This window comes from Maribacter aquivivus (assembly GCF_900142175.1).
GTDB classification, from domain to species: domain Bacteria; phylum Bacteroidota; class Bacteroidia; order Flavobacteriales; family Flavobacteriaceae; genus Maribacter; species Maribacter aquivivus.
This window is the reverse complement of sequence record NZ_FQZX01000003.1, coordinates 301,516-324,039: the sequence shown is the minus strand read 5'-3', so window position 1 is coordinate 324,039 and position 22,524 is coordinate 301,516. Positions and strand designations below refer to the sequence as shown.

Here is a 22,524-nt window from a genome sequence, read left to right as displayed (position 1 = left end):
ATGACAACAGCTCCCCTATCTTTAGAACACATTATTAGACCTTCTAGCCTAACCAATAAAAAACCACCAGTACTTTTTATGCTACATGGTTACGGTAGTAATGAAGAAGATTTATTTTCTTTCGCATCAGAATTGCCAGAAGAATTATGTATCATAGCCGTTCGCGCCCCTTATATATTACAACCTTATGGTTATGCATGGTACGCCATCAATTTTGATGATGAAAAAGGAAAATGGAGCGATAATGAGCAAGCTATTGAATCTCGTGACAAAATCAAGAATTTCATTGTTGAAGCCTGTTCTACTTATGGGTTAGATGAAAATAATGTCAACCTTTTAGGTTTCAGTCAAGGTACCATTTTAAGTTATGCAGTAGCATTATCATATCCTGAAAAAGTAAAAAATATCATCGCTTTAAGCGGATATATTAATGTAGATATATTACTAGATTCTTATAAGGATAATAACTTCGACAACCTTAATTTCTATTGCTCTCATGGCGATATGGATCAAGTAATACCAGTAGATTGGGCTAGAAAAGCACCAGAATTATTAACTACGTTAGGTATTAAACATGTGTATGAAGAATTTCCTGCAGGGCATGGTGTTGCACCGCAGAACTTCTACTCTCTTAAGAAATGGATATCAGATAAAATCTAATTGCTTTGGGTATATAATAAGTGATCAATTAAGGTGAAATCTACACCCAGGTCATCTTTTAATTCATACATAATCAAAAGCTCACCCCAATATTTACCATCAGAAAAATCGGTAAGTATCCATTTATGGTTCAATACTTTGATTTTATTGATTTTGAAATCATTCTGCATTCCCTCATAAGGCACTAATGGGTTATCACCTTTTTGAGCATTGGTTTCTAATAATTTATCAGCAACATAAGCTGCAGGATTATTCATATTTAAATGCTCGAAATATGCAAGAGCGTCATCATTATTCTCCAATGAGAAATATTGCATATCAAGTACCTTCAAAGAAGATCTCTGAAGCGAGTCTTTTAAATTTTCCACCTTGCTTTCTAGCCTTGTAATTGTTTCAGCATTAGCTTTAGTCATATTACCACTGCTAACCACTAAGTATAAACAGATTAAGGATACAAATAGAAATAAATAAAGGTATATTTTGCTCTTCATAGTTAAATAGTAATTGTTAAATTATCGTACGCCAAATGTACATTTTTAGGCAGTATTTTTTCTACTTCTTCGTGAAAACCAAGCAAGTGGCTAATATGTGTTAAGTATGCTTTATCTGGGTTTACTTTTTTTATAAAAGCAAGCGCCTCTTCTAAATTAAAATGAGAAATATGGGGTTCTAGTCTTAATGCATTAACCACAACAACTTTAGAACCTTTAATTTTCTCTAACTCTTTGTCTTCAATAGATTTTACATCAGTGAGATACGTAAAATCTCCCAACCTAAAGCCGAATACCTGAAGTTGGTTATGCAAGACATTAATTGGCGTAACCTCGCTATTACCAATCTTAAACGGCTCGTTATTCTTAACTAAATTGATATCGACTGTTGGTGCGCCCGGGTACTTGTTCTTTTCTTGAAATATATACGCAAAACGGGTTTTTAAAGACTCCACTACCCTTTTATGAGCATAAATAGGAATATTACCCTGCCTAAAGAAAAAGGGGCGAATATCATCTAAACCAGCAGTATGATCAGAATGTTCATGAGTGTATAAAATACCATCAAGATGTCTAACATTATGAGTAAGCATTTGCTGACGAAAATCTGGACCGCAATCAATAACAAAGTTATAATCATCCCAAGAAAGTAATACCGACACCCGCAGTCTTTTATCCTTTGGGTTATCACTCAAACAAACCGGATGCGTACTACCAATAATTGGAATACCTTGAGAAGTTCCCGTTCCTAAAAATGTTACACGTAATTTGTTCATCATGTGCTACAAATTTAATTCCTTTTTAATAAAATAGGTAGTTCTAAATTATAAGATCGCTGTATTTAAAAGGGAATAAAAACAATAACCGAAACTTATACCTTTTTTTTACCGCTATTGCCCTTTGTCACAACCATTCTTTATAACTTTGTTAAAAGCTAAACAGGTAAAAAAATGGCATCGGTATTAAAAAGAGATAGTGTTTTTGAAAATATTCCCTCAATAAAAGCAAAAACCCTACGTATAAATCTGAATCCGGATATATACGGAACCTTCGCAGAAATTGGCGCCGGTCAAGAAACCGCACGTCATTTCTTTAGATCTGGTGGTGCCTCTGGTACTATTGCAAAAGCAATGAGTGCTTATGATAAAGATTTTAGTGATGCGATTTATGGTATTGAGACAGATGGGCGATATGTAACCCAAGCTAGATTAAAAACCATGCTTGATTATGAAATGCAATTGATGGAAGAGCGTATTAGTCGCGAAAACCACCCAGATAGATTGTTCTTTTCATATGCAAATACAGTTGCGACGATTGATTTCTCTAAACGCTACAAAGGTCACGGTTGGATCGGCATTAGATATCAATTAGACCCAACACAGAAAGAATTTGACGAAATTATTCTTCATATTCGTTTTAAACAAAACGAAGCACGATTACAACAAGAAACTTTAGGTATTCTTGGTGTTAACTTAATATACGGTGCCTTTTACAAGTACCATAAGCCAAAGAAAATGTTGAAATATCTATATGACCATATAGATAAGGATACCCTAGAAATTGATATGATCAACTTCTCTGGACCAAATTTCAAAGATGTTGATAACCGTTTAATGAGTTTACAGCTTATTAAAAATGACATGACAGATGCCGTAATGTTCGGTCCTGATGGTAATAACCTATTGCCTGCAGCCGTACTTTACAAAAAGAATATTTTAGCTTTACGTGGTAGTTTTAGACCTGTAACCAAAGTGAATTTAGATATGTTTGAAAAGTCTTATGACATTTTCATTCGTGATAAAGGTGTTGACCAAAACAACACCATCGTTATTTTTGAGATAACGCTATCTAACTTAAAAGCTTCTGGCGAAATTGACGAACAAGATTTTATGGATAGGGCAGAATTGCTATGTTCTCTTGGTCATTCAGTAATGATTTCTAAATTTCAAGAATATTATAAATTAGTAGAGTACTTTAATAATTATACCAAAAACAGAATTGGTCTGACCATGGGCGTAAATAACCTGGTAGACATATTCGATGAAAAATATTACCGTCATTTAAGTGGTGGTATACTAGAAGCATTTGGTAAATTATTCTTTAAAGATTTACAAGTATATCTATACCCAATGAAGAATCCAGATACTGGTCAGATAATGACAAGTAATAATGTTAAGGTTCACCCACGTATGAAAGAATTATACAAGTTCTTTAAATATAACGGCAAAGTTATGGACATCATAGATTACGAACCAGAAGTAATGCATATTTTCTCTAGAGATGTTCTTAAGAAATTAATGAACAATGACGAAGGTTGGGAAAAAATGCTACCAGAAGGAATTGCTGAAATCATTAAAGAAAGGCAATTGTTTACTAGAAAAGCAGATAATCAAGAAACCGAATAGGTATTTGGATTTTAAAAAAGCAGCAACAAAAAACGCCCATTTTAAATGGGCGTTTTTATTTTGTAAAACACTAGATATCAATTTAATAACTGCGCTGCGTGATCTTTAGTCTTCACCTTATCAATAACTTTAGTTACAATACCATCACCATCTACAACAAAGGTTTTTCTATGAATACCATCATATTCGCGTCCCATAAATTTCTTTAATCCCCATACGCCAAAAGCATTGATAACGGTATGGTCTTCATCTGCCAATAGTGGAAATGGAAATTCATATTTCTCTTTAAATTTTGCCTGTCTCTTTTCAGAATCTGCACTAACTCCTAAAAGTTCATAGCCCTCAGATTGTAATTCTTTATAATTATCCCTTAAATTACACGCTTCAGCCGTGCAACCAGGTGTACTTGCTTTTGGATAGAAAAAAACAACAAGTTTTTTACCTGAATAATCTTCTAATTTAATAGTATTACCATCTTGATCTTTAGCAGAAAATGAAGGAACTTTATCACCAACTTTTAACGTATTCATAAACGAAGTTTTATAAATTTGTGTTTAAATATTTTCAATCAAAATTAAACAATTAATGACGAAAGCCGAAAAAATCGCATTTACAATTTCTACTCTTCAAGAGCTTTATCCAGAAATTCCTGTGCCTTTAGATCATAAAGACCCCTACACTTTATTAATTGCAGTTTTAATGTCAGCACAAAGTACTGATGTGAGAGTAAATAAAATTACTCCCCTCCTATTTGCTAAAGCTGATAACCCGTACGATATGATTAAATTAAGCGTAGAAGAAATACGTGAAATTATAAAGCCTGTTGGTTTATCGCCAATGAAAGCAAAAGGTATTCATGGTTTATCACATATATTAATTGATAAACATAATGGTCAGGTTCCAAAAGAACTTGAATATTTAGAAGAATTACCAGCTGTAGGCCATAAAACGGCAAGTGTTGTAGTATCGCAAGCCTTCGGTATACCTGCATTTCCTGTAGATACGCATATTCATAGATTGCTATATCGTTGGGGTTTTACCAACGGAAAAAATGTGGTACAGACAGAAAAAGATGCAAAACGATTATTTCCTAAAGAAATTTGGAACGATCTTCATTTACAAATAATATGGTACGGTCGTGAATATTCACCAGCAAGAGGCTGGGATATGGAGAAAGATATAATTACAAAGACAATTGGCAGAAAAACAGTACTAAATGACTACTATAAAAATAAAAAAGCCCGCTAATTGCGGGCTTTTTTATTAATTCAAAAATGTTTCGAATTCTAAATCTTCGTATTCAAATTCAAAGAGCGCTTGTGAATAGCTCAACAAGAAATTGATTGTTTTAGGACATACTTTATTAAATCCTGTCTGTTCTTGGTAATCTGAGTAAATTTTTTCCATACTTCCTACGTTGTTACAATAAAATAACGCAGCAAATTTGGAAATATTGTTTATTTAATTTTTACCCTCTATTAATTCGTAAGAACTATATTGTTTTTTTCAATGATTTTTCTAAGGTTAATAAGAGCATAACGCATTCTACCTAAAGCTGTATTTATACTTACACCTGTATTTTCTGAGATTTCTTTAAAGCTCATATCCTTATAGATACGCATTAACAAAACCTCTTTTTGATCATCTGGCAATTCTTCTACCAATTGTCTAAGATCAGTATCTATTTGATTTTTAATTAGTTGTTTTTCGGCATTTAACTTATCATCTCCAATTACAGAGAAAATATTAAAGTCATCGCTGCCTTCAAACATTGGCATTCTTTTGTTTCTTCTAAAGTGGTCAATGATCAAGTTATGTGAAATTCTCATTACCCAAGGTAAAAATTTACCTTCTTCACTATACTTACCTCTTTTTAAAGTTTTGATCACTTTAATAAAAGTATCTTGAAAAATATCTTCTGTAATATCCCTATCTAAAACCTTAGAATAGATAAAACTAGTAATACGCTGATTGTGTCTGTTAATTAAAATTTCAAGGGCACCTTCGTTACCGCTGATATAATCTTTAACTAATTCTGAGTCTTCAATTTGTAGTTTCATACGAGTTACTTTCTTTAATTGGTTAAGCGTGGGAAATCTTTTAGTTAATTGGTTTGTTTCTTATTTCTGATATAAAACTAGAGAAAAGGGTCGCTGTAGGAAAAAGTATGTTGTCAAAACACGTATTTATGATGTGAAACATCGAAAAAGTATATTTCTACACAATAAATACAATTTCAGATAGTTCGACAGGGAAATGTAGGATAGGTAAAAATGACCTAAAAGCCCTCTATTATTAGCCCTACATTACTATACCTATATATAAGGTAGTATAGAAAACCTAGTTCTCCTACGAGTAATAAGTTGGCTACAAGCAGTAAATAGCAGTACTAAACCCATTTAAAATCAAAAAACCCCTTAGGCAATGCCTAAAGGGTTTATATATATTTGTAGGATTATTCTAGTTCAAATTACTCTCAAACTGCAATCCGTCTACTTCAGTAATATTTAAAGACTTAGAATAAGAAAGCAAAAACTGAATTGTTTCAGGCTTAGCTTTTACTAATTTAGTTTTATTCTGGTCTTTCGTGTATATCTTTTCCATGCTAGGTGTTGTTTAGGTTCATCTAAAGAACGACAGATGTATGAAGATAGTAGATCCACTCGACCTGCGACCTATTAATTCGTTAAAACTATATTATTGGCCTCTACCAGCTTTCTAAGGTTAATTAATGCGTAGCGCATTCTACCTAATGCTGTATTAATACTAACACCTGTATTATCAGAAATTTCTTTAAAGCTCATATCCTTATATATACGCATCTCTAAAACTTCTTGCTGATCTTCTGGCAACTCTTTGATCATACGAAGTAAATCAGAATCTATTTGCTCTTTGATCAATTGCTTTTCTGCATTCAACTTATCATCACCTAATAGCGAAAATATATTATAGCTCTCTTTGCTATTATACATTGGCATTCTATTATGCTTTCTAAAATGATCAATAACCAAGTTATGCGCAATACGCATTACCCAAGGTAAAAATTTACCTTCTTCATTATATGCACCTCTTTTTAAGGTACGTATAACTTTCATAAATGTATCTTGAAAAATATCTTCGGTTAGTTCGCGGTCACCTACTTTAGAATAGATAAAACCTGTAAGACGAGAATTATGACGATTAATTAGAGCTTCAATAGCTCTTTCGTCTCCTTGAATGTATTTTTTTACTAATTGGGAATCTTCAATTTGTACTACCATAACGTTACTTGTAGGGTTAAAAAGCAGCCCCAGATTCTAATGAATAAGGGTCTAATGGTTAAATTCTAACTTTTAAAAGTAATGTTGCGTTATAGGCTAATTGAATTTTTATGAGATCCCAAAGATATAAAAAAATAAATAGTCTTATAATAATGTGAAAATTTCTTCTACTATTTTTAGATAAACTGCATTTTTTAGTTCAGAAATAAGTCAAAGCGTATCTTTGTAGCCTTAGATATTTGTATGCCTACACTCACCGAAGTAAATCCGAAAGAAAACATCATAATTAAAGGTGCAAAACTGCATAACCTTAAAAATATTGATGTCGTTATCCCTAGAAACAAACTTGTCGTAATTACAGGTTTATCTGGTTCTGGTAAATCTAGTTTAGCTTTTGACACTCTTTATGCCGAAGGTCAAAGAAGATATGTAGAAAGTCTTTCTTCATACGCAAGACAGTTTTTGGGCAAGTTAGACAAACCCAAGGTCGATTACATAAAAGGTATAGCCCCTGCAATTGCTATTGAGCAAAAAGTAAACTCTACCAACCCAAGATCTACGGTAGGTACAACTACTGAGATTTATGATTACATAAAGCTATTATATGCACGTATTGGCAAGACCTTCTCTCCTATTTCAGGTAAAGAAGTAAAAAAGCATACCGTTACAGATGTTGTAAATCATGTAAAAACATATGATGAGGGAACCAAACTATTATTATTAGCACCAATAGTTATTCGTGAAGACAGAGATGCTTTAAAATCTTTAGAATTATTTTCTAAACAAGGTTATGCACGTATAAAGTATAATGATAAGGTTCTTCGTATTGATCAAGCACCTGAAGATATCGGCAAAAAGTTCTACTTGGTAATCGATAGAATTATTACCAAAGACGACGAAGATTTTTATAATCGTTTAGCAAATGCTGTAGATACTGCATTTTTTGAAGGAAAGGGTGAATGCATTATTGAAGAATTGGCAGATGGTAAACAAACACCTTTCAGTAATAAATTTGAGTTGGATGGCATGACTTTTCTTGAGCCAAATGTTCACTTATTTAGTTTTAACAATCCTTATGGTGCGTGTCCTAAATGTGAAGGCTATGGTGATGTTATAGGTATAGATGAAGATTTGGTAGTACCTAATACTGCGTTATCTGTTTTTGAAAATGCCATATTCCCGTGGAGAGGTGAAAGCATGAGTTTTTATCGTGATCAATTAGTAAACTCTGCTTACAAGTATGATTTTCCTATTCATAAACCTTGGTTTGAACTTTCTGAAGAGCAACGACAATTAATTTGGGATGGCAATGCACATTTTATAGGTCTTCATAAGTTCTTCGGAATGTTAGAAGAGAAAAGCTATAAAATTCAGAACAGGGTGATGCTCTCTAGATATAGAGGCAAAACAAAATGTAATATTTGTAATGGAAAACGTCTACGCCAAGAAACTAATTACGTAAAAGTTGGTGGAGCATCTATTTCTTCATTAGTAGGTTTATCTATAGAAAAATTGATTGTTTTCTTTAATGAGCTTAAATTAAATGAAAATGATGCTACAATTGCGAAAAGACTTTTAGTTGAAATAAATACCAGATTAGGGTTTTTAAATAAAGTAGGATTAAACTACTTGACCATTAATAGAAAATCGAACACATTATCTGGTGGGGAAAGTCAGCGAATAAATTTAGCAACTTCATTAGGTAGTAGCTTGGTGGGTTCTATGTACATATTAGATGAACCTAGTATTGGTTTACACCCAAGAGATACAGAAAACCTAATAGAAGTTTTAATATCGTTACGAAACTTAGGCAACACCGTAATTGTAGTTGAGCATGATGAAGATATCATGAAAGCCGCAGATATGGTCATCGATATAGGTCCGGAAGCTGGTACACATGGTGGTGAAGTTGTGGCGCAAGGAACATTGAAAGAAATTCTAAAATCTAAATCTCTTACCGCACAGTATTTAAATGGTAAGATGGAGATTAAAGTTCCAAAAGAACGTAGAACTTCTAAAAACAGTATTACCATTAAAGGTGTACGTGAACATAACCTTAAAAATATCAATGTCACTTTTCCACTAGATATGCTTACTGTAGTTACAGGAGTATCTGGTAGTGGTAAAAGTACCTTGGTAAAAAAACTGCTGTATCCTATTATATTAAAAGAAACAGGAGGCTATGGTGAAAAGGCTGGTCAGTATACATCTGTAGAAGGTAACTTTGAACATATTAAGCATGTAGAATTTGTTGATCAAAACCCAATAGGTAGATCTTCACGTTCTAATCCTGTTACTTATATTAAGGCATATGATGATATTAGAAGTTTATATGCTGGGCAAAAACTAAGCAAAATTAGAAACTATCAACCAAAACATTTTTCTTTTAATGTAGATGGTGGTCGTTGTGAGAAATGTAAAGGCGAAGGCGAAATTACTGTAGAAATGCAATTTATGGCCGACGTACACTTAGAGTGTGAAACTTGCGGTGGTAAAAGATTTAAGAAAGAAGTATTAGAAGTTACTTTCAATAATGCCAATATAGATGATGTCCTAAATATGACCATCAACGATGCTATTCAGTTTTTTGAAACTGGAGAACAGACCAAAATTGTTACCAAACTAAAACCTTTACAAGATGTAGGTTTGGGCTATGTAACCTTAGGTCAGTCTTCTTCTACCCTATCAGGTGGTGAAGCGCAACGTATTAAATTGGCATCCTTCTTAATAAAAGGTAGCACAAAAGATAAAGCACTGTTCATTTTTGACGAGCCAACCACAGGACTACACTTTCATGATATTCAGAAATTATTGAAATCATTTAATGCCCTTATTAAAAAAGGACATTCAATTGTAGTCATCGAGCATAATATAGAATTAATAAAATGTGCCGATTACATTATTGACCTCGGACCAGGTGGTGGAGAAAATGGCGGTCAGCTATTAGCCGAGGGCACACCAGAAGAGGTCGCGAAAAGTAAAAAATCGTATACCGCTAGCTACCTAAAAGAGAAATTAAATTAAAACATTTTAATAAGCACAATAAAAAATTTATACATAAACCCTTGATTATCAATAGTTCAATCAAGGTTTTCATTTTTTGGCACGCTGTTTGTAATACACTAAGAGAATGTAAATAATTACATTTAGAACAACTGCCTAAGGGGCAGATCTAAACCTTATATTATGAAAAACTTAGTACTACTATTAACAGCGGTTATTTTTAGCACCACAGGTGTATTCGCTACAGGTATTAATGAAGATAAGGTTGCAAACAGCAATACTTATAGATACGACAACTCATTTATTTTTATAGAAAACGGAATAACATTTTCTGTTTATCCAGATGGTGAATTCGATTTTTATATCGAAAACCAAGTTTCGGGAAGAAAAAACGGAATAACATTTAACTCTGGTTACGATTACAGTCCATTTGCTCAGTATGATGATTATGGTGCAGTAATTCAGGTAGAGAATGTACCTATCTTTTATGATTACTATGGTCGTGTAAGCGAAATTGGTGATGTAAATATCAATTACTCAAATAACAGAGTTCGTAGTGTAGGTAACATGAATGTTTATTATAACAACCGTGGTTTCTATGATTACCACACAGGTTACATCAATATATATAACAGAAGTTATGTTTACCGTCCATTTCATAGATGGTTCGTAAGACCTGCAGTTGGTTTTAGCTTTGTATACAATAGCCCTTACAGAAGATATTATACTCCTGTTAGATATTCTTACTATAGTCCTTACAGAAACAACTATAGAAAAGCCTATGTAAATGTTGGTAATCAGTATAGATACAATAAAGTTAGAAATAACAGATCTACCGTTTATAGAAATGATAAGCGTGTTGCGGTAAGAAACAATAACTATAGAAGTAATAGAACTGTTGCTAAAAGAGATAATGGTTTAAGAACGAACAGAACATTGGCATCTAATAATACAGCAAGAGCAAATAGAAGCTCAACTGTAAACAGATCAACAACTGTTAGACGTAACAATACAAATAGTGGTAGAACTACTCAAAGCAGAACTGCAACAAGAAGTTCATCTAATAATGGTACGGTAAAAAGAAGTAATAGTTCTGCAGTGCGTAACACACCAAATAGAACGGTTACCAAAAGAGAAGTTTCTCGTACACCAAGAAGTACAACTGTAAAAAGAAGTACTACTACTTATAAAAAACCTGTAAGCAGAAGTGCAAATACTAGAACTGCAACAAATACAAGAACTCAGCGTAGTACTGTATCTAGAAAAACGACTAGTAGTCCGTCTAGAAGTACTGTAAGTAGAAGTTCTAGTTCAAGATCAGTTAGTAAAGCTCCTGCTAGAAGCTCAAGTTCAAGATCAAGTTCAGCGACTAGAAGTAGCAGAAGAAATTAAAATAAGTTTTTAGGTTGGTTAGTTGTAAAGCGCCGTAGTGATTTAATTCATTACGGCGCTTTTTCTATTCCTATAGATTTAATTGATCAGGAAAAAGTTTAGCGAATTTTTTAGGCAATTTAGATTCAATAAACATTTTTTCACTAGTAACAGGATGTTGAAACCTAAGTGACTTCGCATGCAAATACAGTCCTTTACCTTTTAATTGAAGTCCGGTTAAATAATAAGTGGCATCTCCTAAAATAGGATTCCCTATAGATAACAAATGCTTTCTCAATTGATGTCTTCTACCTGTATGCGGACTCAGCCTTACCAAGTTTAGATATGCAAAGCGATCTGAAACAATTGATTCTAAAACTTTAAAAGAAGACTTAGCAGGTTTGTCATCTATATCACTATTTATACTTCCCACGGTATCCATACCGCCAATAGTTACCGCAAAATAATCCTTTTCAATTTTCTTGTTTTCAAATAATTGATTGAGACTGGTAATAACCCTACTTGTTTTACCTACTAACAACAAACCCGTTGTAGCATAATCTAAACGATGAACAGGTTGTGGACTAACAGCATCTGTAGCAGAACTCTTTTGTAAATTTTGGGCTAGTGCATTAGCTACGGTTTTAAATCCGTTACCGCTTACTAGAATTCCTGCAGGTTTATTGATAACCGCTAGGTATTCATCTTCATAAACAACATCTAGTTTTAAAATAAGCCGAGTATTATTTTCGTTCTCTCGCAGATGTTGGTATACAATAGTTTCCCCTCCTACAATAAACGTTGCTGTAGAAGCAATTAATCCATCAACTAAAATCATTTTTTTCTTAATCGCTTTCTTTAAAGCAGATTTTGTTGAAATACGTTGAAACACCCCTACCCCATATTCTTGCAACCTTTTAGGAGTTACATTTTTATTTACAATATGTGTTTCTTTTACTTGCATAGTATTCCTCAAAGTTAATTAGGTTTTAGGTGATTTCTACTAGACAAACTTTTGGACTAGTAAAAAATTGAAGTGAGTTAATGTTCTTTAGCATATAAACCTAAATTTCAACAGATTCTTAACTGCTACAGAAACCACCATAATGAAAAAGATAAACCATAAAATTCTTAGACAGTTAATCATATTAGCCCTAATTATTTTTCTAGGCGGATTGATTATAAAATACATGCTACCTTATATCTCTGGCGTACTTGGTGCACTCACATTATATGTAGTTTTAAGAAAGTGGATGTTGAAACTAATTAATAAAGGATTAAAAAGATCCTGGGCAGCCATGTTGCTAATTTTCGCAGCTTTCATTGGTATTTTCATTCCATTGACCGGCGCTGGTTTCATGTTAAGTTCACAACTGGGAGATTTTGCAGATAAATCTGAACAAGTTACCAAAGCCTTTAAAAGTCAACTATCACAAGTAGAAAAATATGTACAGTATGATGTTTCTTCAGCAATTGACCCAGAACAAGCTTCAAGTTGGTTAACAGATAACATTTCGGGTTTTGCAAGTGGCACTTTTAATATTTTCATTTCATTTGGTATACTACTATTTCTACTGTATTACATGCTAAAGAGTCCTAAACAACTAAAAGAATCTTTATTAGAATATATTCCATTAAGCAATAAAAATCTGGTTGCGCTAGGTAAAGAAATAGATAATGTAGTTCGATCTAATGCGATAGCGATACCCTTAGTTGCAATAGCTCAAGGAATTATAGCACTTATTGGTTTTTATATATTCGGAGTAGACAATCCACTTTTTTGGTTTGTAATCGTCACTATAGGATCTATGATTCCCTTTATAGGAACATTCATAGGTATTTTCCCCGTATTTGTTTTAACTCTGGCAAGTGGAGATGATTTTCAAGCTTGGGGAATTCTACTTTACGGAATTTTAGTAGTGGGTATGACCGATAATCTCATTCGACTATTTGTACTTAAAAAATTAGATAGCACCCACCCTTTGGTAACCTTGATAGGAGTACTAATCGGTATTCCGTTATTCGGATTTGTTGGATTGATTTTTGGTCCTTTAATTATAAACCTTTTCTTGGTAATCGTGAAAATTTACAAGCAGCAATATGGCATTCAGAAACCAAATAAACAAAGGGCAAGTCCAATGTAATTAACGACCTAAAAACCTATTTAAAAATCCGTACACATCTTCAGATATCTTGAAACGATAAAGAACACCAACATAAAAAATAACCATTAGGATACTTTTTAAAACGATGTTTATTATAGGGTGAAAAGAAAATGAAAAGGTTGAAAAAATAGCACCAACCACTATTAATAAGGCTAGCACCTTTAAAGTTTCATTGGTAAAAGGTAGCATTTTAAATTTTGATTTTACATACCCTAATTTTAGCGTATTGTAAATAAAGAAAGCACTAAAACTAGCAATAGCAGCACCGTCAATACCATATTTTGGAATTAACCAAAGATTGAATACTATAGCCAATACTGCCAGTAACACTCCAAAAAATAAAATAGAACGGTAGTAATCTGAATTAAATAATATAGCATTATTATTACCTAAAAGCGCATCATATACTTTTACTAAACCTACCCAAAAGACAATCATGAATCCGCCAGCATACTTATCTGGTAGCAGCTCATACAATTCATTTAAATTTAATAATATCAGCAAGAAAAGAAGACCAGAGACTATGAATAAGGTTAATGAACTTTTTTGATATAATTGCGAAAGTGCAGAGGTATCCTTGTTATTCAAATAAGTAGCTGTTAATGGATACGTTATTTGATGCATAGATTTTGAAGGCACCGCAATGGTCGATGCTATAAAACCTGCAACGGCATAAAAAGCAACATTCTCCAATTCTAGAAAGTTATTCAGCATAACCTTATCAACCTCCATAAGAACAATTGCAGTAGAACCACCTAGTATAATTAAAGCACTATATTTTACAATAGATTTCCTATTTTGTAATGGGGTGAAGTTTAATTTTGGCTTACGTAAAGAATACGCATACAGTTTCATAATTACGGTCCGTACTAGGTAAAAACCAACTAAGGCGTTAATAAAAAACTCAATATCAATAATTTTAAAATATAAAAGGAGCAACAGAATGGTTTGACCAATCCTACAAAAAATCTCTTTCATAAAATTACCGAACATAGATTTCATTCTAATTCTCGCCCAAGCATAAAACACTTCAAAATACGCCATTGCCATACCCACTAAAAAGATATGCCAAACATAATCTCGTACAATATCGTTCTGTCTTGAAAGTAAATTACCTATAGCATCATTAGCTAAATAACTTATTAAAGCAACTGGTATAATTAATACTAAGGGCAGTAACAACATCAAGGTCAAAAAAGAGTCTTGACTTTTTTCGCTTTTAAAACTAGAGTAGAATTTAACTAAGCTATTAGGTACACCAAATGCCAATATGGGCGTTAGCACAGCAGATACAGATAAAATTACCTGTATTAATCCGTAATTACTTGGTTGCATAAAATTCGTATATAAAAACAATGTATTCGCTGCCCCAATTGCAAAACCAAAATAGGTTACAATTGTATTATTCAACGATTGTTTTAGTACGATACCCATTAAATATATTCGACCAATATTCGGGTGAGTTCCCTTCTACTGTATTGCTCAATACTACCAGAACTAATTAGTAATTCTCCTTTCTGATAATCTTGAAACCAACTTAAAAGTACATTTTTCAACGCAATATCATCAGCATAGTCAAATATTCTACCTGTTTCCGTTTTATTGATGATATCAGCAACCTCCCAGTTTACAGGTCCCACACCTAAAATAGGACGCTTAGCCGCCATGTATTCAAATAGTTTACCAGGTATGATACCAATGGTGTCTTGAGAGTCTATTTCCACTAATAATAAAACTTGTGAAGACTTTTGGTATGATAGCGCCTCTTGATGGGAAACATAACCTACAATTTCAATAAAATCTTGCAAATCAAAATCAGCGAGTGATGCAAGTATTTCTTCACTGACTACACCTATAAAGCGTAATTGCAAAGCATTCCTGAAATCAATATTTTCATTCACTAAATCTGACAACACCTTCCAAAGGTTCTTAGGATTTCTACCACTTAACAAGGATCCTATGTGCGCAAGGGTAAATTTAGAATCTAGTTTATCACTTACTGCCATATCACCGTCAAATCCATTTGTAATGACCTTAATTGGTTTATTCGTAAGCTGCTGAAATTCATGTTTTGTAGTAGTACTAGTAACTATAATTTTATCAGCGGTGTTTAGAACATCAGACTCTAGCTGCTTATGCTTCTTTTCTGCATATGATGTCAATTTTAGTTTTTTATGATACCCTATTGTTGTCCATGGATCACGAAAATCGGCAATCCACTTTAATGATTTTGCTTGCTTTAAATAGTATCCTATTAAATGTACACTATGCGGAGGACCTGTAGTAATTATGGTATCTATCCCCTCCTTTTCTAAAACATCTTTTAAAAAATTAACGGATGGTTTCACCCAAAATTTTCTTGCATCAGGTATAAAGAGATTACCCCTAATCCACAAAAGAGCTTTCTCTAAAAAAGATTGATTTTTAGTTTGAATAATTCCAGAACTAATACGCTTTGTTTTCTTACTAGAAAATATAGCAGCAATACGATATGGCTCTTTTATACTATGCTTATAGATTTTTAAATCATTAGGAATATCCTGTAAAAAAGATTCATCTAAAAGTGGATAATGAGGATTCTCAGGAATATATAGTACCGGCTCAATACCAAAGTCTCTAAAGTATTTTACAAACTTTAGCCAACGTTGAACTCCCGGTCCGCCAGCAGGTGGCCAATAATAAGTAATGACCAGCACCTTTCTCATTATGCTTCCTCTTCTTTTTTAGACCTCCAAAAAGAGAAACCAAATCCGCCAACAATAACCAATCCTAATAAAATAGTACTCGCTAAGGTAATTTTACTTCCTGTTACAACTACTTCTGGTTCAAATTTAAATTCTACCTTATGTTCGCCTGAAGGAATCTTAAGGGCTCTTAGTACGTAATCAACTTTGAAGTAATCACTTTCTTTTCCGTCGATATAAGCATTCCATCCATTCTCATAATACATCTCGGAAAATACAGCAACACCTTCATTGCTATTTTTAGATGTGTATGTTAAATGATTAGGCTCATAATCAAGTAAAGTAATTGAAGCCGTAGAATCTACTTGATAAGTCAATGGATAAATGTCAGAAAACTTAGAAGAATTAACAACCGCCACATTCTTAGTATCTAAACTATCTAATGCCATTATTTCTTCATTGGCATTTGCAACCGGTTGTAATTGAGAAATAAACCAAGCATTACCATTTGCATTGGGGTTTTCAATAGGAAAAGCATTACCCTCTTGATCTTGTCTGATAACATATTTAATGTTCATCATATTTAAAACCGACAAGTTACCATTGTACACATGAAAATTGAACAAGTCCTGAATACCAGCAGGTTTGGCAGCGTGGTAGCCCGTTATACTTTGGTGAAAATATGCTGTTTTAGCTGAATCGAATCCGTCGGTTTGATCAAAAACACGAAATACTCCGTCATCTTTAGCAATTATTTTATCTGCCGTAGTTTCTTTAAAAGGCTCTAACATTTTACGTTTAGACACAAAATTATCCTTGTTTACATATCGTAAATCCACACCTACTAAATCAACCACAACCAACAAACCAATTGCAATTATCAAGAGATTCATTTTCAATTTCTCTTTTAAATACAACCAAATCAATAACGCCGTACCTAATGCAAAACCTAATGAGCGTAATAAATCGCTAGTATAAACACTCTTACGATCTAAACGAAGCATTTCTGGCAACTCTTCTAGACCGGTCATTCTTAGATTATCATCATTAACGCCTACAAAGTGGAAAGCACCTTTAAATATGAATAAAACAACACCTAATCCCAAAACTATTGCTGCAGCAATAGTTAAAGATTTCATTTTATCCGCTTGTGGAACTTTATCCTTAAATAATTTCTTTAAAGCTAAAATTGCCAACACGGGCACACAAAGTTCCAATACAATTTGTATAGATGATACTGCCCTAAATTTATCGTATAAAGGAAAATAGTCTATCATGAAATCGGTCAACGAACTAAAGTTTTTACCCCATGATAATACTAAAGACATAAGTGAACCGAAAAGTAGCCACCATTTATGTTTGCCCTTAACTAAGAATAATCCTAAAATAAACAGAAAGAAAATAACCGCACCTAAATATGCCGGACCCGATGTACCAGGTTGTTCACCCCAATATAATGGTAAACCGCTAACAAAGTCTAAAGCACTTGTTCTAGCCAAGCCCTTATCAATTAAATAATTATAAGATTTAGAATTCTCACCCAAATTCTCTTGACTTGCGCCACCAAAAAGTCTTGGCACAAATAAGTTCAATGATTCTGTAATACCGTAACTCCAATTAGTTATATAAGCTTTGCTCAATCCACCAGTATCTTCTTTTGGCGATCCATCTGGGTTTATGGTCAATTCACTTTTACCCCGTGTACTCCAATCGGCATACTCTTTAGTAGCCATTAGCCCTGTAGCATTAGCCGCAATACCTAAAGTAACAGCTAATAATAAAATACCAACAGATGCAAAGAAGTGTTTTAACTGCTTATCTCTAATCGCATACACCAAATAAACTACGCCCAAAATGAGCACCAATAACATAAAATAATATGTCATTTGATAGTGGTTGGCAGTAATTTCAAGAGCCATTGCCAGCGCTGTCAAAACAAAGCCCCAGAGATATTTTTTTCTAAAAACGAGTACTATACCTGCTAATAGCACCGGTAAATATGCGACAGCATGCGCCTTTGCATTATGCCCGGCACCTAAAATAATAATGAGATATGTAGAAAAACCAAAGGCCAAAGCTCCTACAACAGCTAATCTATAATCTACTTTTAGACAACAAAGAAGAATATAAAAACCTATAAAATACAGAAATAAGTAATCTGCAGGTCTTGGTAAAAACCGAATTAAACGGTCTAGTTTTTTAATATAATTGTGCGGATAATTTGCCCCTAGTTGATATGTTGGCATACCACCAAATGCACTATTTGTCCAATACGGTTCTTGATCATTAGATTTTCTGAAATCGTTCTGTTCCTTTGCCATACCCGTATATTGGGCAATATCATGCTGGTACATTACTTTACCCTGTAGAACCGGGCTGAAATATGCTAGTGCAGCAATGATAAAAAATACGACAACAAAAAAATGGATGAAAAAGAATTTTAAGCCTTGCTTCATTTGCTAAATAAGTAGTGTTTTGACAAAGATAACTAGTCTAGCTCTTCAAAATCAATGTATTCACCTACTTTTTCAGAATCGTTCTTTTTTCTAGATGGTTTTTTATTGATAATTACACTCTCTTCCTCCTCTTGATTAAAAGGACGTTGATTATCAAAAGCTTCTCTGAAATGAGATTCGGTTTTCTTGGCGGCGTAGTTCAATATTTTCGGTGCAAATAACTTTGCCAAAAATTTTAGCAAGTAATACACCAAAAGAATAATTAATATAGTTTTTAAAAAAGCCATTTATTCTTACTTAAGATATATCAAAAATACAATTATCACGTTGTATATAAAGAATCATACTATTAAAATAATTATAAAATCGTGTTCATGAATAGTCTTTTTGCCTACTCTAAATCATATCAATACGTATTAAGCTTCATTTTTCTACTACCATTTGTAGCTATTTCTCAGTACACAGATGTTATTAACTCTAACAGACCTGGAGTTTCTGTAAGTGCCTACGCTGTTGGTAAAAACGTGGTGCAAGCAGAAATGGGCTTGTTTTACGAGCAGAAAGATCATACACTATTAAATACGGAATCTAATATTTGGGGAACCGATATTTCTTTGCGATACGGCTTACTATTTGAAAAACTAGAATTGAATTACGAAGGTACTTTTCAAGACCAGAACCTTACTTATCTGAATTTTGAATTAGTTGCAAAGCGTAGAGATTTTTCTAGAAATAGATTAGGATTAAAGTTTCTTGTTTATGATCCATTCAAAAATCCGGAAGCAAATAAACCAAATCTGTATAGCTGGAGAGCGAATAACAAATTTCAATTGAAAAATCTTTTACCTGCTGTATCACTTTATGGTGGCGCAAACTTTGTACTAGGTGACAATCCGTTTTACATAGGCGAGCCAACAATATCTTACCGAGGTATGATTGCTACTCAAAGTAGATTAACACCAAGGTTTGTATTGATTACCAATACAGCGTATGACCGTATTACTACAGATGACCCAGAATTAAGTTACACAATTTCATTATCGCACGCTTTTAGAAATCCTAAATGGAGTGTTTTTGTTGAGCACCAAGGTATAGATAGCGATCGTTATTCCGATTTATTGATTCGTGGTGGTATTGCACATTTACTTAAAGAAAACCTTCAGTTAGACTTTAACATGGGTGCTAGTTTAAAAAATACGCCAACTCGTATTTTCTTTGGAATAGGAGGCTCATATAGAATGGATTTTCATAAAGACAGCCTAAAAGCAATTGAAGATCAAGAGGCTGACCAAAATGGTGGAGCTATTGATAAGAAGGCAATGAAAAAGAAAAAGAAGGAAGATAAAGACAAAGGAAGCGGCGCTGAAGATATTGACCTTGGACCTTCTAAAAAGCAACTTAAAAAATTAAAGAAAGCAGAAAAGAAGAAAAAGAAAGAGAGTAGCGAGATAGACTTTTAACGAACCACTACTCCGCCCCATTTTTCATTCTCAACCACTTTAATTTGTTGATTAATATCACTAATATTGGCACTTCTAAAGAAGTTCAATGATAACACTACATGAAGCTAAAACAAAGCAAGACTTAAAACGCTTTGTAACCTTTCCGTTTTCGCTATATAAAAACAATAAGTATTGGGTGCCACCCATTATCAATGATGAGCTAGAAAGCTTTGATAAAGATAAAAATCCGGTATTTAAAGATGCCGAAGCATGGTTCTTTCTTGCGAAGGACGGAGATAAAATTGTAGGTCGTGTAGCTGCAGTTATCAATCACCTAGAAATCAATCAACAAAACGTAAAAAAAATGCGTTTTGGGTGGTTCGACTTTATAGATGACCCAGAAGTTTCAAAAGCACTTTTAGACAAAGTCGCCGAAATAGGCAAAGAACACAGCCTTGAATACATGGAAGGCCCTGTTGGATTCTCAAATCTAGATAAGGTTGGGGTTCTAGTAGAAGGTTTCGACCATATTGGTACAATGATCACTTGGTACAACCATTCTTACTATCAAAGCCACTACGAAAATTTAGGCTTTGTAAAGGAAAAGGAATACATGGAAAATAAGTTCCCTGCAAAAAACGCCGATCCTGCTTTATTTAGCAGGTTGAATGATTTGGTAAAAAAACGCTACGGACTTAAAGAAGTTAATTTCACTAAAACAAAAGAGGTAATGCCTATGGCAGATGAAATGTTCGACCTCTTTAATGCAACTTACGCTAACCTTTCTTCATTTGTACCAATTACAGAAATACAGAAAGCATACTTCAAGAAAAAATATATCAGCTTTATAAATCCTGAATATATAAAGTTTGTAAAAGATAAAAATGATAAACTAATTGCCTTTGCGATTGTTATGCCATCATTTTCAGAAGCATTGCAAAAGGCAAAAGGAAAGTTATTTCCGTTTGGTCTGTTTCATTTACTAAAGGCAAAAAAGAATAGTAAAGACGTTATTTTCTATTTAATAGGTATAGACCCTGAATATCAAAACAAAGGAGTTACAGCTGTTATATTCAATGAATATCACAAAACATTCAATGAGAAAGGTATTGACATGTGCTACAGAACTCCTGAACTGGAAGAAAACCTGGCTATTAAGCAAATGTGGAAGCACTTTGACCCGGTAGTGTATAAGAGAAGGAGAACGTATAGAAAATCACTTTAATAAAAAGCCCGAAATCAAATGATTTCGGGCTTTTTTAATATAAGGTAATGAGCTATTATTCTCCCATTGCCGCAGCTACTGCTGCTGATAATCTTTTATAAGTACCATTTTGCAAACGCTCACGTATTGCAGAGAAAGCTGTTAAAGTCTCCTCTACATCTTGTAATGTATGTGTAGAAGTTGGTATTAAACGTAAAAGAATTAATCCCTTAGGTATTACTGGGTATACAACGATAGAACAAAAGATTCCGTGATTTTCACGTAAATCTTTAACTAAAGCCATTGCCTCAGGAATACTACCGTTAAGGTAAACTGGAGTAACACAACTAGTTGTTGTACCAATATCGAAACCTTTTTCTTTTAATCCGTTTTGTAGTGCATTTGTATTCTCCCAAAGTTTAGCTTTAAGCTCTGGTTGTGTACGTAACATATCTAAACGTTTCAATGCTCCTTTTACATAAACCATTGGTAATGATTTAGCGAACATTTGAGAACGTAGGTTGTATTTTAAATAATCTATAATTTCTTGATCGGCAGCAACAAATGCACCAATACTAGCCATAGACTTAGCAAAAGTAGCCAAGTAAACGTCTATACCGTCTTGTACACCTTGCTCTTGACCTGCACCGGCACCAGTTTCACCCAAAGTACCAAAACCGTGAGCATCATCAACTAAAAGACGGAAATTAAACTGTTCTTTAAGAGCAACAATCTCTTTAAGAATACCTTGCTCGCCTCGCATACCAAAAACACCTTCAGAGATAACTAAAATACCCCCACCAGTTTGCTCGGCCATTTTAGTAGCACGCTCTAAATTCTTAATTAAACTTTCTGCATTGTTATGTACAAACGTAAAACGCTTACCCATATGTAAACGCACACCATCAATAATACAAGCGTGACAATCTACATCGTAAACTATAATATCGTCTTTAGTAACAAGAGCATCAATTACAGACATAAAACCTTGGTAACCAAAATTTAGTAAGTAAGAAGCTTCTTTTTGCACAAAAGCAGCACATTCTTGCTCTAGTTGCTCATGAAACTCAGTATGACCACTCATCATTCTCGCCCCCATTGGGTACGCAGAACCATATTCAGCTGCAGCCTCACCATCAACCTTCTTTATCTCTGGAAGATTTGCTAAGCCTAAATAGTCATTTATACTCCAGGTGATAACATCTTTCCCCTGAAATTTCATTCTATTAGAAATAGGACCTTCCAATTTAGGGAACACAAAGTATCCCTCTGCTTGTGAAGCCCATTTACCTAAAGGGCCTTTATTCGCTAAAATTCTATCAAATAAGTCTTTCATTGTTTAATTTGGATCTGTCTGCAAAAGTAAATAATTTTGATAAAAAT

At 33.5% G+C, this 22,524-nt stretch carries 21 protein-coding genes; 8 read left to right on the top strand and 13 right to left on the bottom strand.

From position 1 onward, the window contains the following. Nucleotides 1–660 carry an alpha/beta hydrolase gene (locus BUC31_RS17045; RefSeq protein WP_073246515.1) on the top strand — a complete coding sequence of 220 codons (660 nt, stop codon included), beginning with the start codon at nucleotides 1–3 and terminating at the stop codon, nucleotides 658–660. Here the strand turns inward: BUC31_RS17045 and BUC31_RS17040 are convergent. Together BUC31_RS17040 and BUC31_RS17035 are read right to left on the bottom strand one after the other, a co-directional pair. After that, nucleotides 657–1,151, bottom strand: a complete 495-nt coding sequence (locus BUC31_RS17040; RefSeq protein WP_073246513.1) for a hydrolase — start codon at nucleotides 1,149–1,151, stop codon at nucleotides 657–659. The two genes, BUC31_RS17045 and BUC31_RS17040, sit on opposite strands and share 4 nt — an antisense overlap. Nucleotides 1,152–1,153: 2 nt before the next feature. Then, complete coding sequence (locus BUC31_RS17035) at nucleotides 1,154–1,930, bottom strand: MBL fold metallo-hydrolase (RefSeq protein ID WP_073246511.1); 777 nt, start codon at nucleotides 1,928–1,930, stop codon at nucleotides 1,154–1,156. 171 nt (nucleotides 1,931–2,101) lie between these two features. Here BUC31_RS17035 and BUC31_RS17030 point away from each other — a divergent pair, with 171 nt between their 5' ends. Further along, nucleotides 2,102–3,556: a nucleotidyl transferase family protein gene (locus BUC31_RS17030; protein ID WP_073246509.1), complete on the top strand. Its 1,455-nt coding sequence runs from the start codon at nucleotides 2,102–2,104 to the stop codon at nucleotides 3,554–3,556. 77 nt (nucleotides 3,557–3,633) lie between these two features. Here BUC31_RS17030 and bcp read toward each other — a convergent pair whose 3' ends face one another. Continuing rightward, nucleotides 3,634–4,086, bottom strand: a complete 453-nt coding sequence (bcp, locus tag BUC31_RS17025) for a thioredoxin-dependent thiol peroxidase (RefSeq protein WP_073246507.1) — start codon at nucleotides 4,084–4,086, stop codon at nucleotides 3,634–3,636. 55 nt (nucleotides 4,087–4,141) lie between these two features. Here bcp and BUC31_RS17020 point away from each other — a divergent pair, with 55 nt between their 5' ends. Beyond that, complete coding sequence (locus BUC31_RS17020; protein WP_073246505.1) at nucleotides 4,142–4,804, top strand: endonuclease III domain-containing protein; 663 nt, start codon at nucleotides 4,142–4,144, stop codon at nucleotides 4,802–4,804. Nucleotides 4,805–4,819: 15 nt separating this feature from the next. Here BUC31_RS17020 and BUC31_RS20390 read toward each other — a convergent pair whose 3' ends face one another. From BUC31_RS20390 to BUC31_RS17010, 4 genes are all read right to left on the bottom strand, one after another. Next, the gene (locus BUC31_RS20390; RefSeq protein ID WP_167342516.1) at nucleotides 4,820–4,963 is read right to left on the bottom strand and encodes a hypothetical protein; all 144 of its coding nucleotides are present in this window, start codon (nucleotides 4,961–4,963) and stop codon (nucleotides 4,820–4,822) included. A 71-nt stretch (nucleotides 4,964–5,034) separates the two neighbouring features. Beyond that, nucleotides 5,035–5,616 (bottom strand): RNA polymerase sigma factor, encoded by a 582-nt coding sequence (locus tag BUC31_RS17015; protein WP_027066572.1) that lies wholly within the window; start codon nucleotides 5,614–5,616, stop codon nucleotides 5,035–5,037. Between the two features lie 400 nt (nucleotides 5,617–6,016). Continuing rightward, complete coding sequence (locus tag BUC31_RS20385; protein WP_170861978.1) at nucleotides 6,017–6,160, bottom strand: hypothetical protein; 144 nt, start codon at nucleotides 6,158–6,160, stop codon at nucleotides 6,017–6,019. Nucleotides 6,161–6,234: 74 nt separating this feature from the next. After that, nucleotides 6,235–6,816, bottom strand: a complete 582-nt coding sequence (locus BUC31_RS17010; RefSeq protein ID WP_073246503.1) for an RNA polymerase sigma factor — start codon at nucleotides 6,814–6,816, stop codon at nucleotides 6,235–6,237. A 243-nt stretch (nucleotides 6,817–7,059) separates the two neighbouring features. Between BUC31_RS17010 and uvrA the strand changes: the two genes are divergently transcribed. Continuing rightward, nucleotides 7,060–9,840, top strand: coding sequence for an excinuclease ABC subunit UvrA (gene uvrA, locus BUC31_RS17005; protein WP_073246501.1), 2,781 nt, complete (start codon nucleotides 7,060–7,062; stop codon nucleotides 9,838–9,840). 162 nt (nucleotides 9,841–10,002) lie between these two features. After that, nucleotides 10,003–11,211 (top strand): hypothetical protein, encoded by a 1,209-nt coding sequence (locus tag BUC31_RS17000; protein ID WP_073246499.1) that lies wholly within the window; start codon nucleotides 10,003–10,005, stop codon nucleotides 11,209–11,211. Between the two features lie 70 nt (nucleotides 11,212–11,281). Here the strand turns inward: BUC31_RS17000 and BUC31_RS16995 are convergent, their stop codons facing one another. After that, entirely contained in the window at nucleotides 11,282–12,154 is an 873-nt protein-coding gene (locus BUC31_RS16995) for an RluA family pseudouridine synthase (RefSeq protein ID WP_073246497.1), read from the bottom strand. 142 nt (nucleotides 12,155–12,296) lie between these two features. On the opposite strand from BUC31_RS16995, the gene BUC31_RS16990 reads away from it, so the two are divergent. After that, nucleotides 12,297–13,334 (top strand): AI-2E family transporter, encoded by a 1,038-nt coding sequence (locus tag BUC31_RS16990; RefSeq protein WP_073246495.1) that lies wholly within the window; start codon nucleotides 12,297–12,299, stop codon nucleotides 13,332–13,334. On the opposite strand, the gene BUC31_RS16985 is transcribed toward BUC31_RS16990, so the two are convergent. From BUC31_RS16985 to BUC31_RS16970, 4 genes are read right to left on the bottom strand one after another with little or no spacing between them, the layout of a single operon-like run. Beyond that, complete coding sequence (locus BUC31_RS16985) at nucleotides 13,335–14,789, bottom strand: oligosaccharide flippase family protein (RefSeq protein WP_073246494.1); 1,455 nt, start codon at nucleotides 14,787–14,789, stop codon at nucleotides 13,335–13,337. Next, entirely contained in the window at nucleotides 14,789–16,060 is a 1,272-nt protein-coding gene (locus BUC31_RS16980; RefSeq protein ID WP_073246492.1) for a glycosyltransferase family 4 protein, read from the bottom strand. Before BUC31_RS16980 ends, BUC31_RS16985 begins: the two co-directional genes overlap by 1 nt. Further along, nucleotides 16,060–18,495 carry a YfhO family protein gene (locus tag BUC31_RS16975; RefSeq protein WP_073246491.1) on the bottom strand — a complete coding sequence of 812 codons (2,436 nt, stop codon included), beginning with the start codon at nucleotides 18,493–18,495 and terminating at the stop codon, nucleotides 16,060–16,062. Before BUC31_RS16975 ends, BUC31_RS16980 begins: the two co-directional genes overlap by 1 nt. A gap of 32 nt (nucleotides 18,496–18,527) precedes the next feature. Next, entirely contained in the window at nucleotides 18,528–18,782 is a 255-nt protein-coding gene (locus BUC31_RS16970) for a DUF4834 domain-containing protein (protein WP_073246489.1), read from the bottom strand. Nucleotides 18,783–18,869: 87 nt separating this feature from the next. Between BUC31_RS16970 and BUC31_RS16965 the strand changes: the two genes are divergently transcribed. Both BUC31_RS16965 and BUC31_RS16960 read left to right on the top strand, forming a co-directional pair. Beyond that, on the top strand, nucleotides 18,870–19,955 hold the full coding sequence (locus BUC31_RS16965; protein ID WP_073246488.1) for a transporter: 1,086 nt from the start codon (nucleotides 18,870–18,872) through the stop codon (nucleotides 19,953–19,955). A gap of 88 nt (nucleotides 19,956–20,043) precedes the next feature. Further along, complete coding sequence (locus BUC31_RS16960; protein ID WP_073246486.1) at nucleotides 20,044–21,162, top strand: GTP cyclohydrolase; 1,119 nt, start codon at nucleotides 20,044–20,046, stop codon at nucleotides 21,160–21,162. Between the two features lie 55 nt (nucleotides 21,163–21,217). On the opposite strand, the gene BUC31_RS16955 is transcribed toward BUC31_RS16960, so the two are convergent. Next, nucleotides 21,218–22,477 carry a cysteate-C-fatty acyltransferase gene (locus BUC31_RS16955; protein ID WP_073246484.1) on the bottom strand — a complete coding sequence of 420 codons (1,260 nt, stop codon included), beginning with the start codon at nucleotides 22,475–22,477 and terminating at the stop codon, nucleotides 21,218–21,220. Nucleotides 22,478–22,524 lie beyond the last annotated feature (47 nt).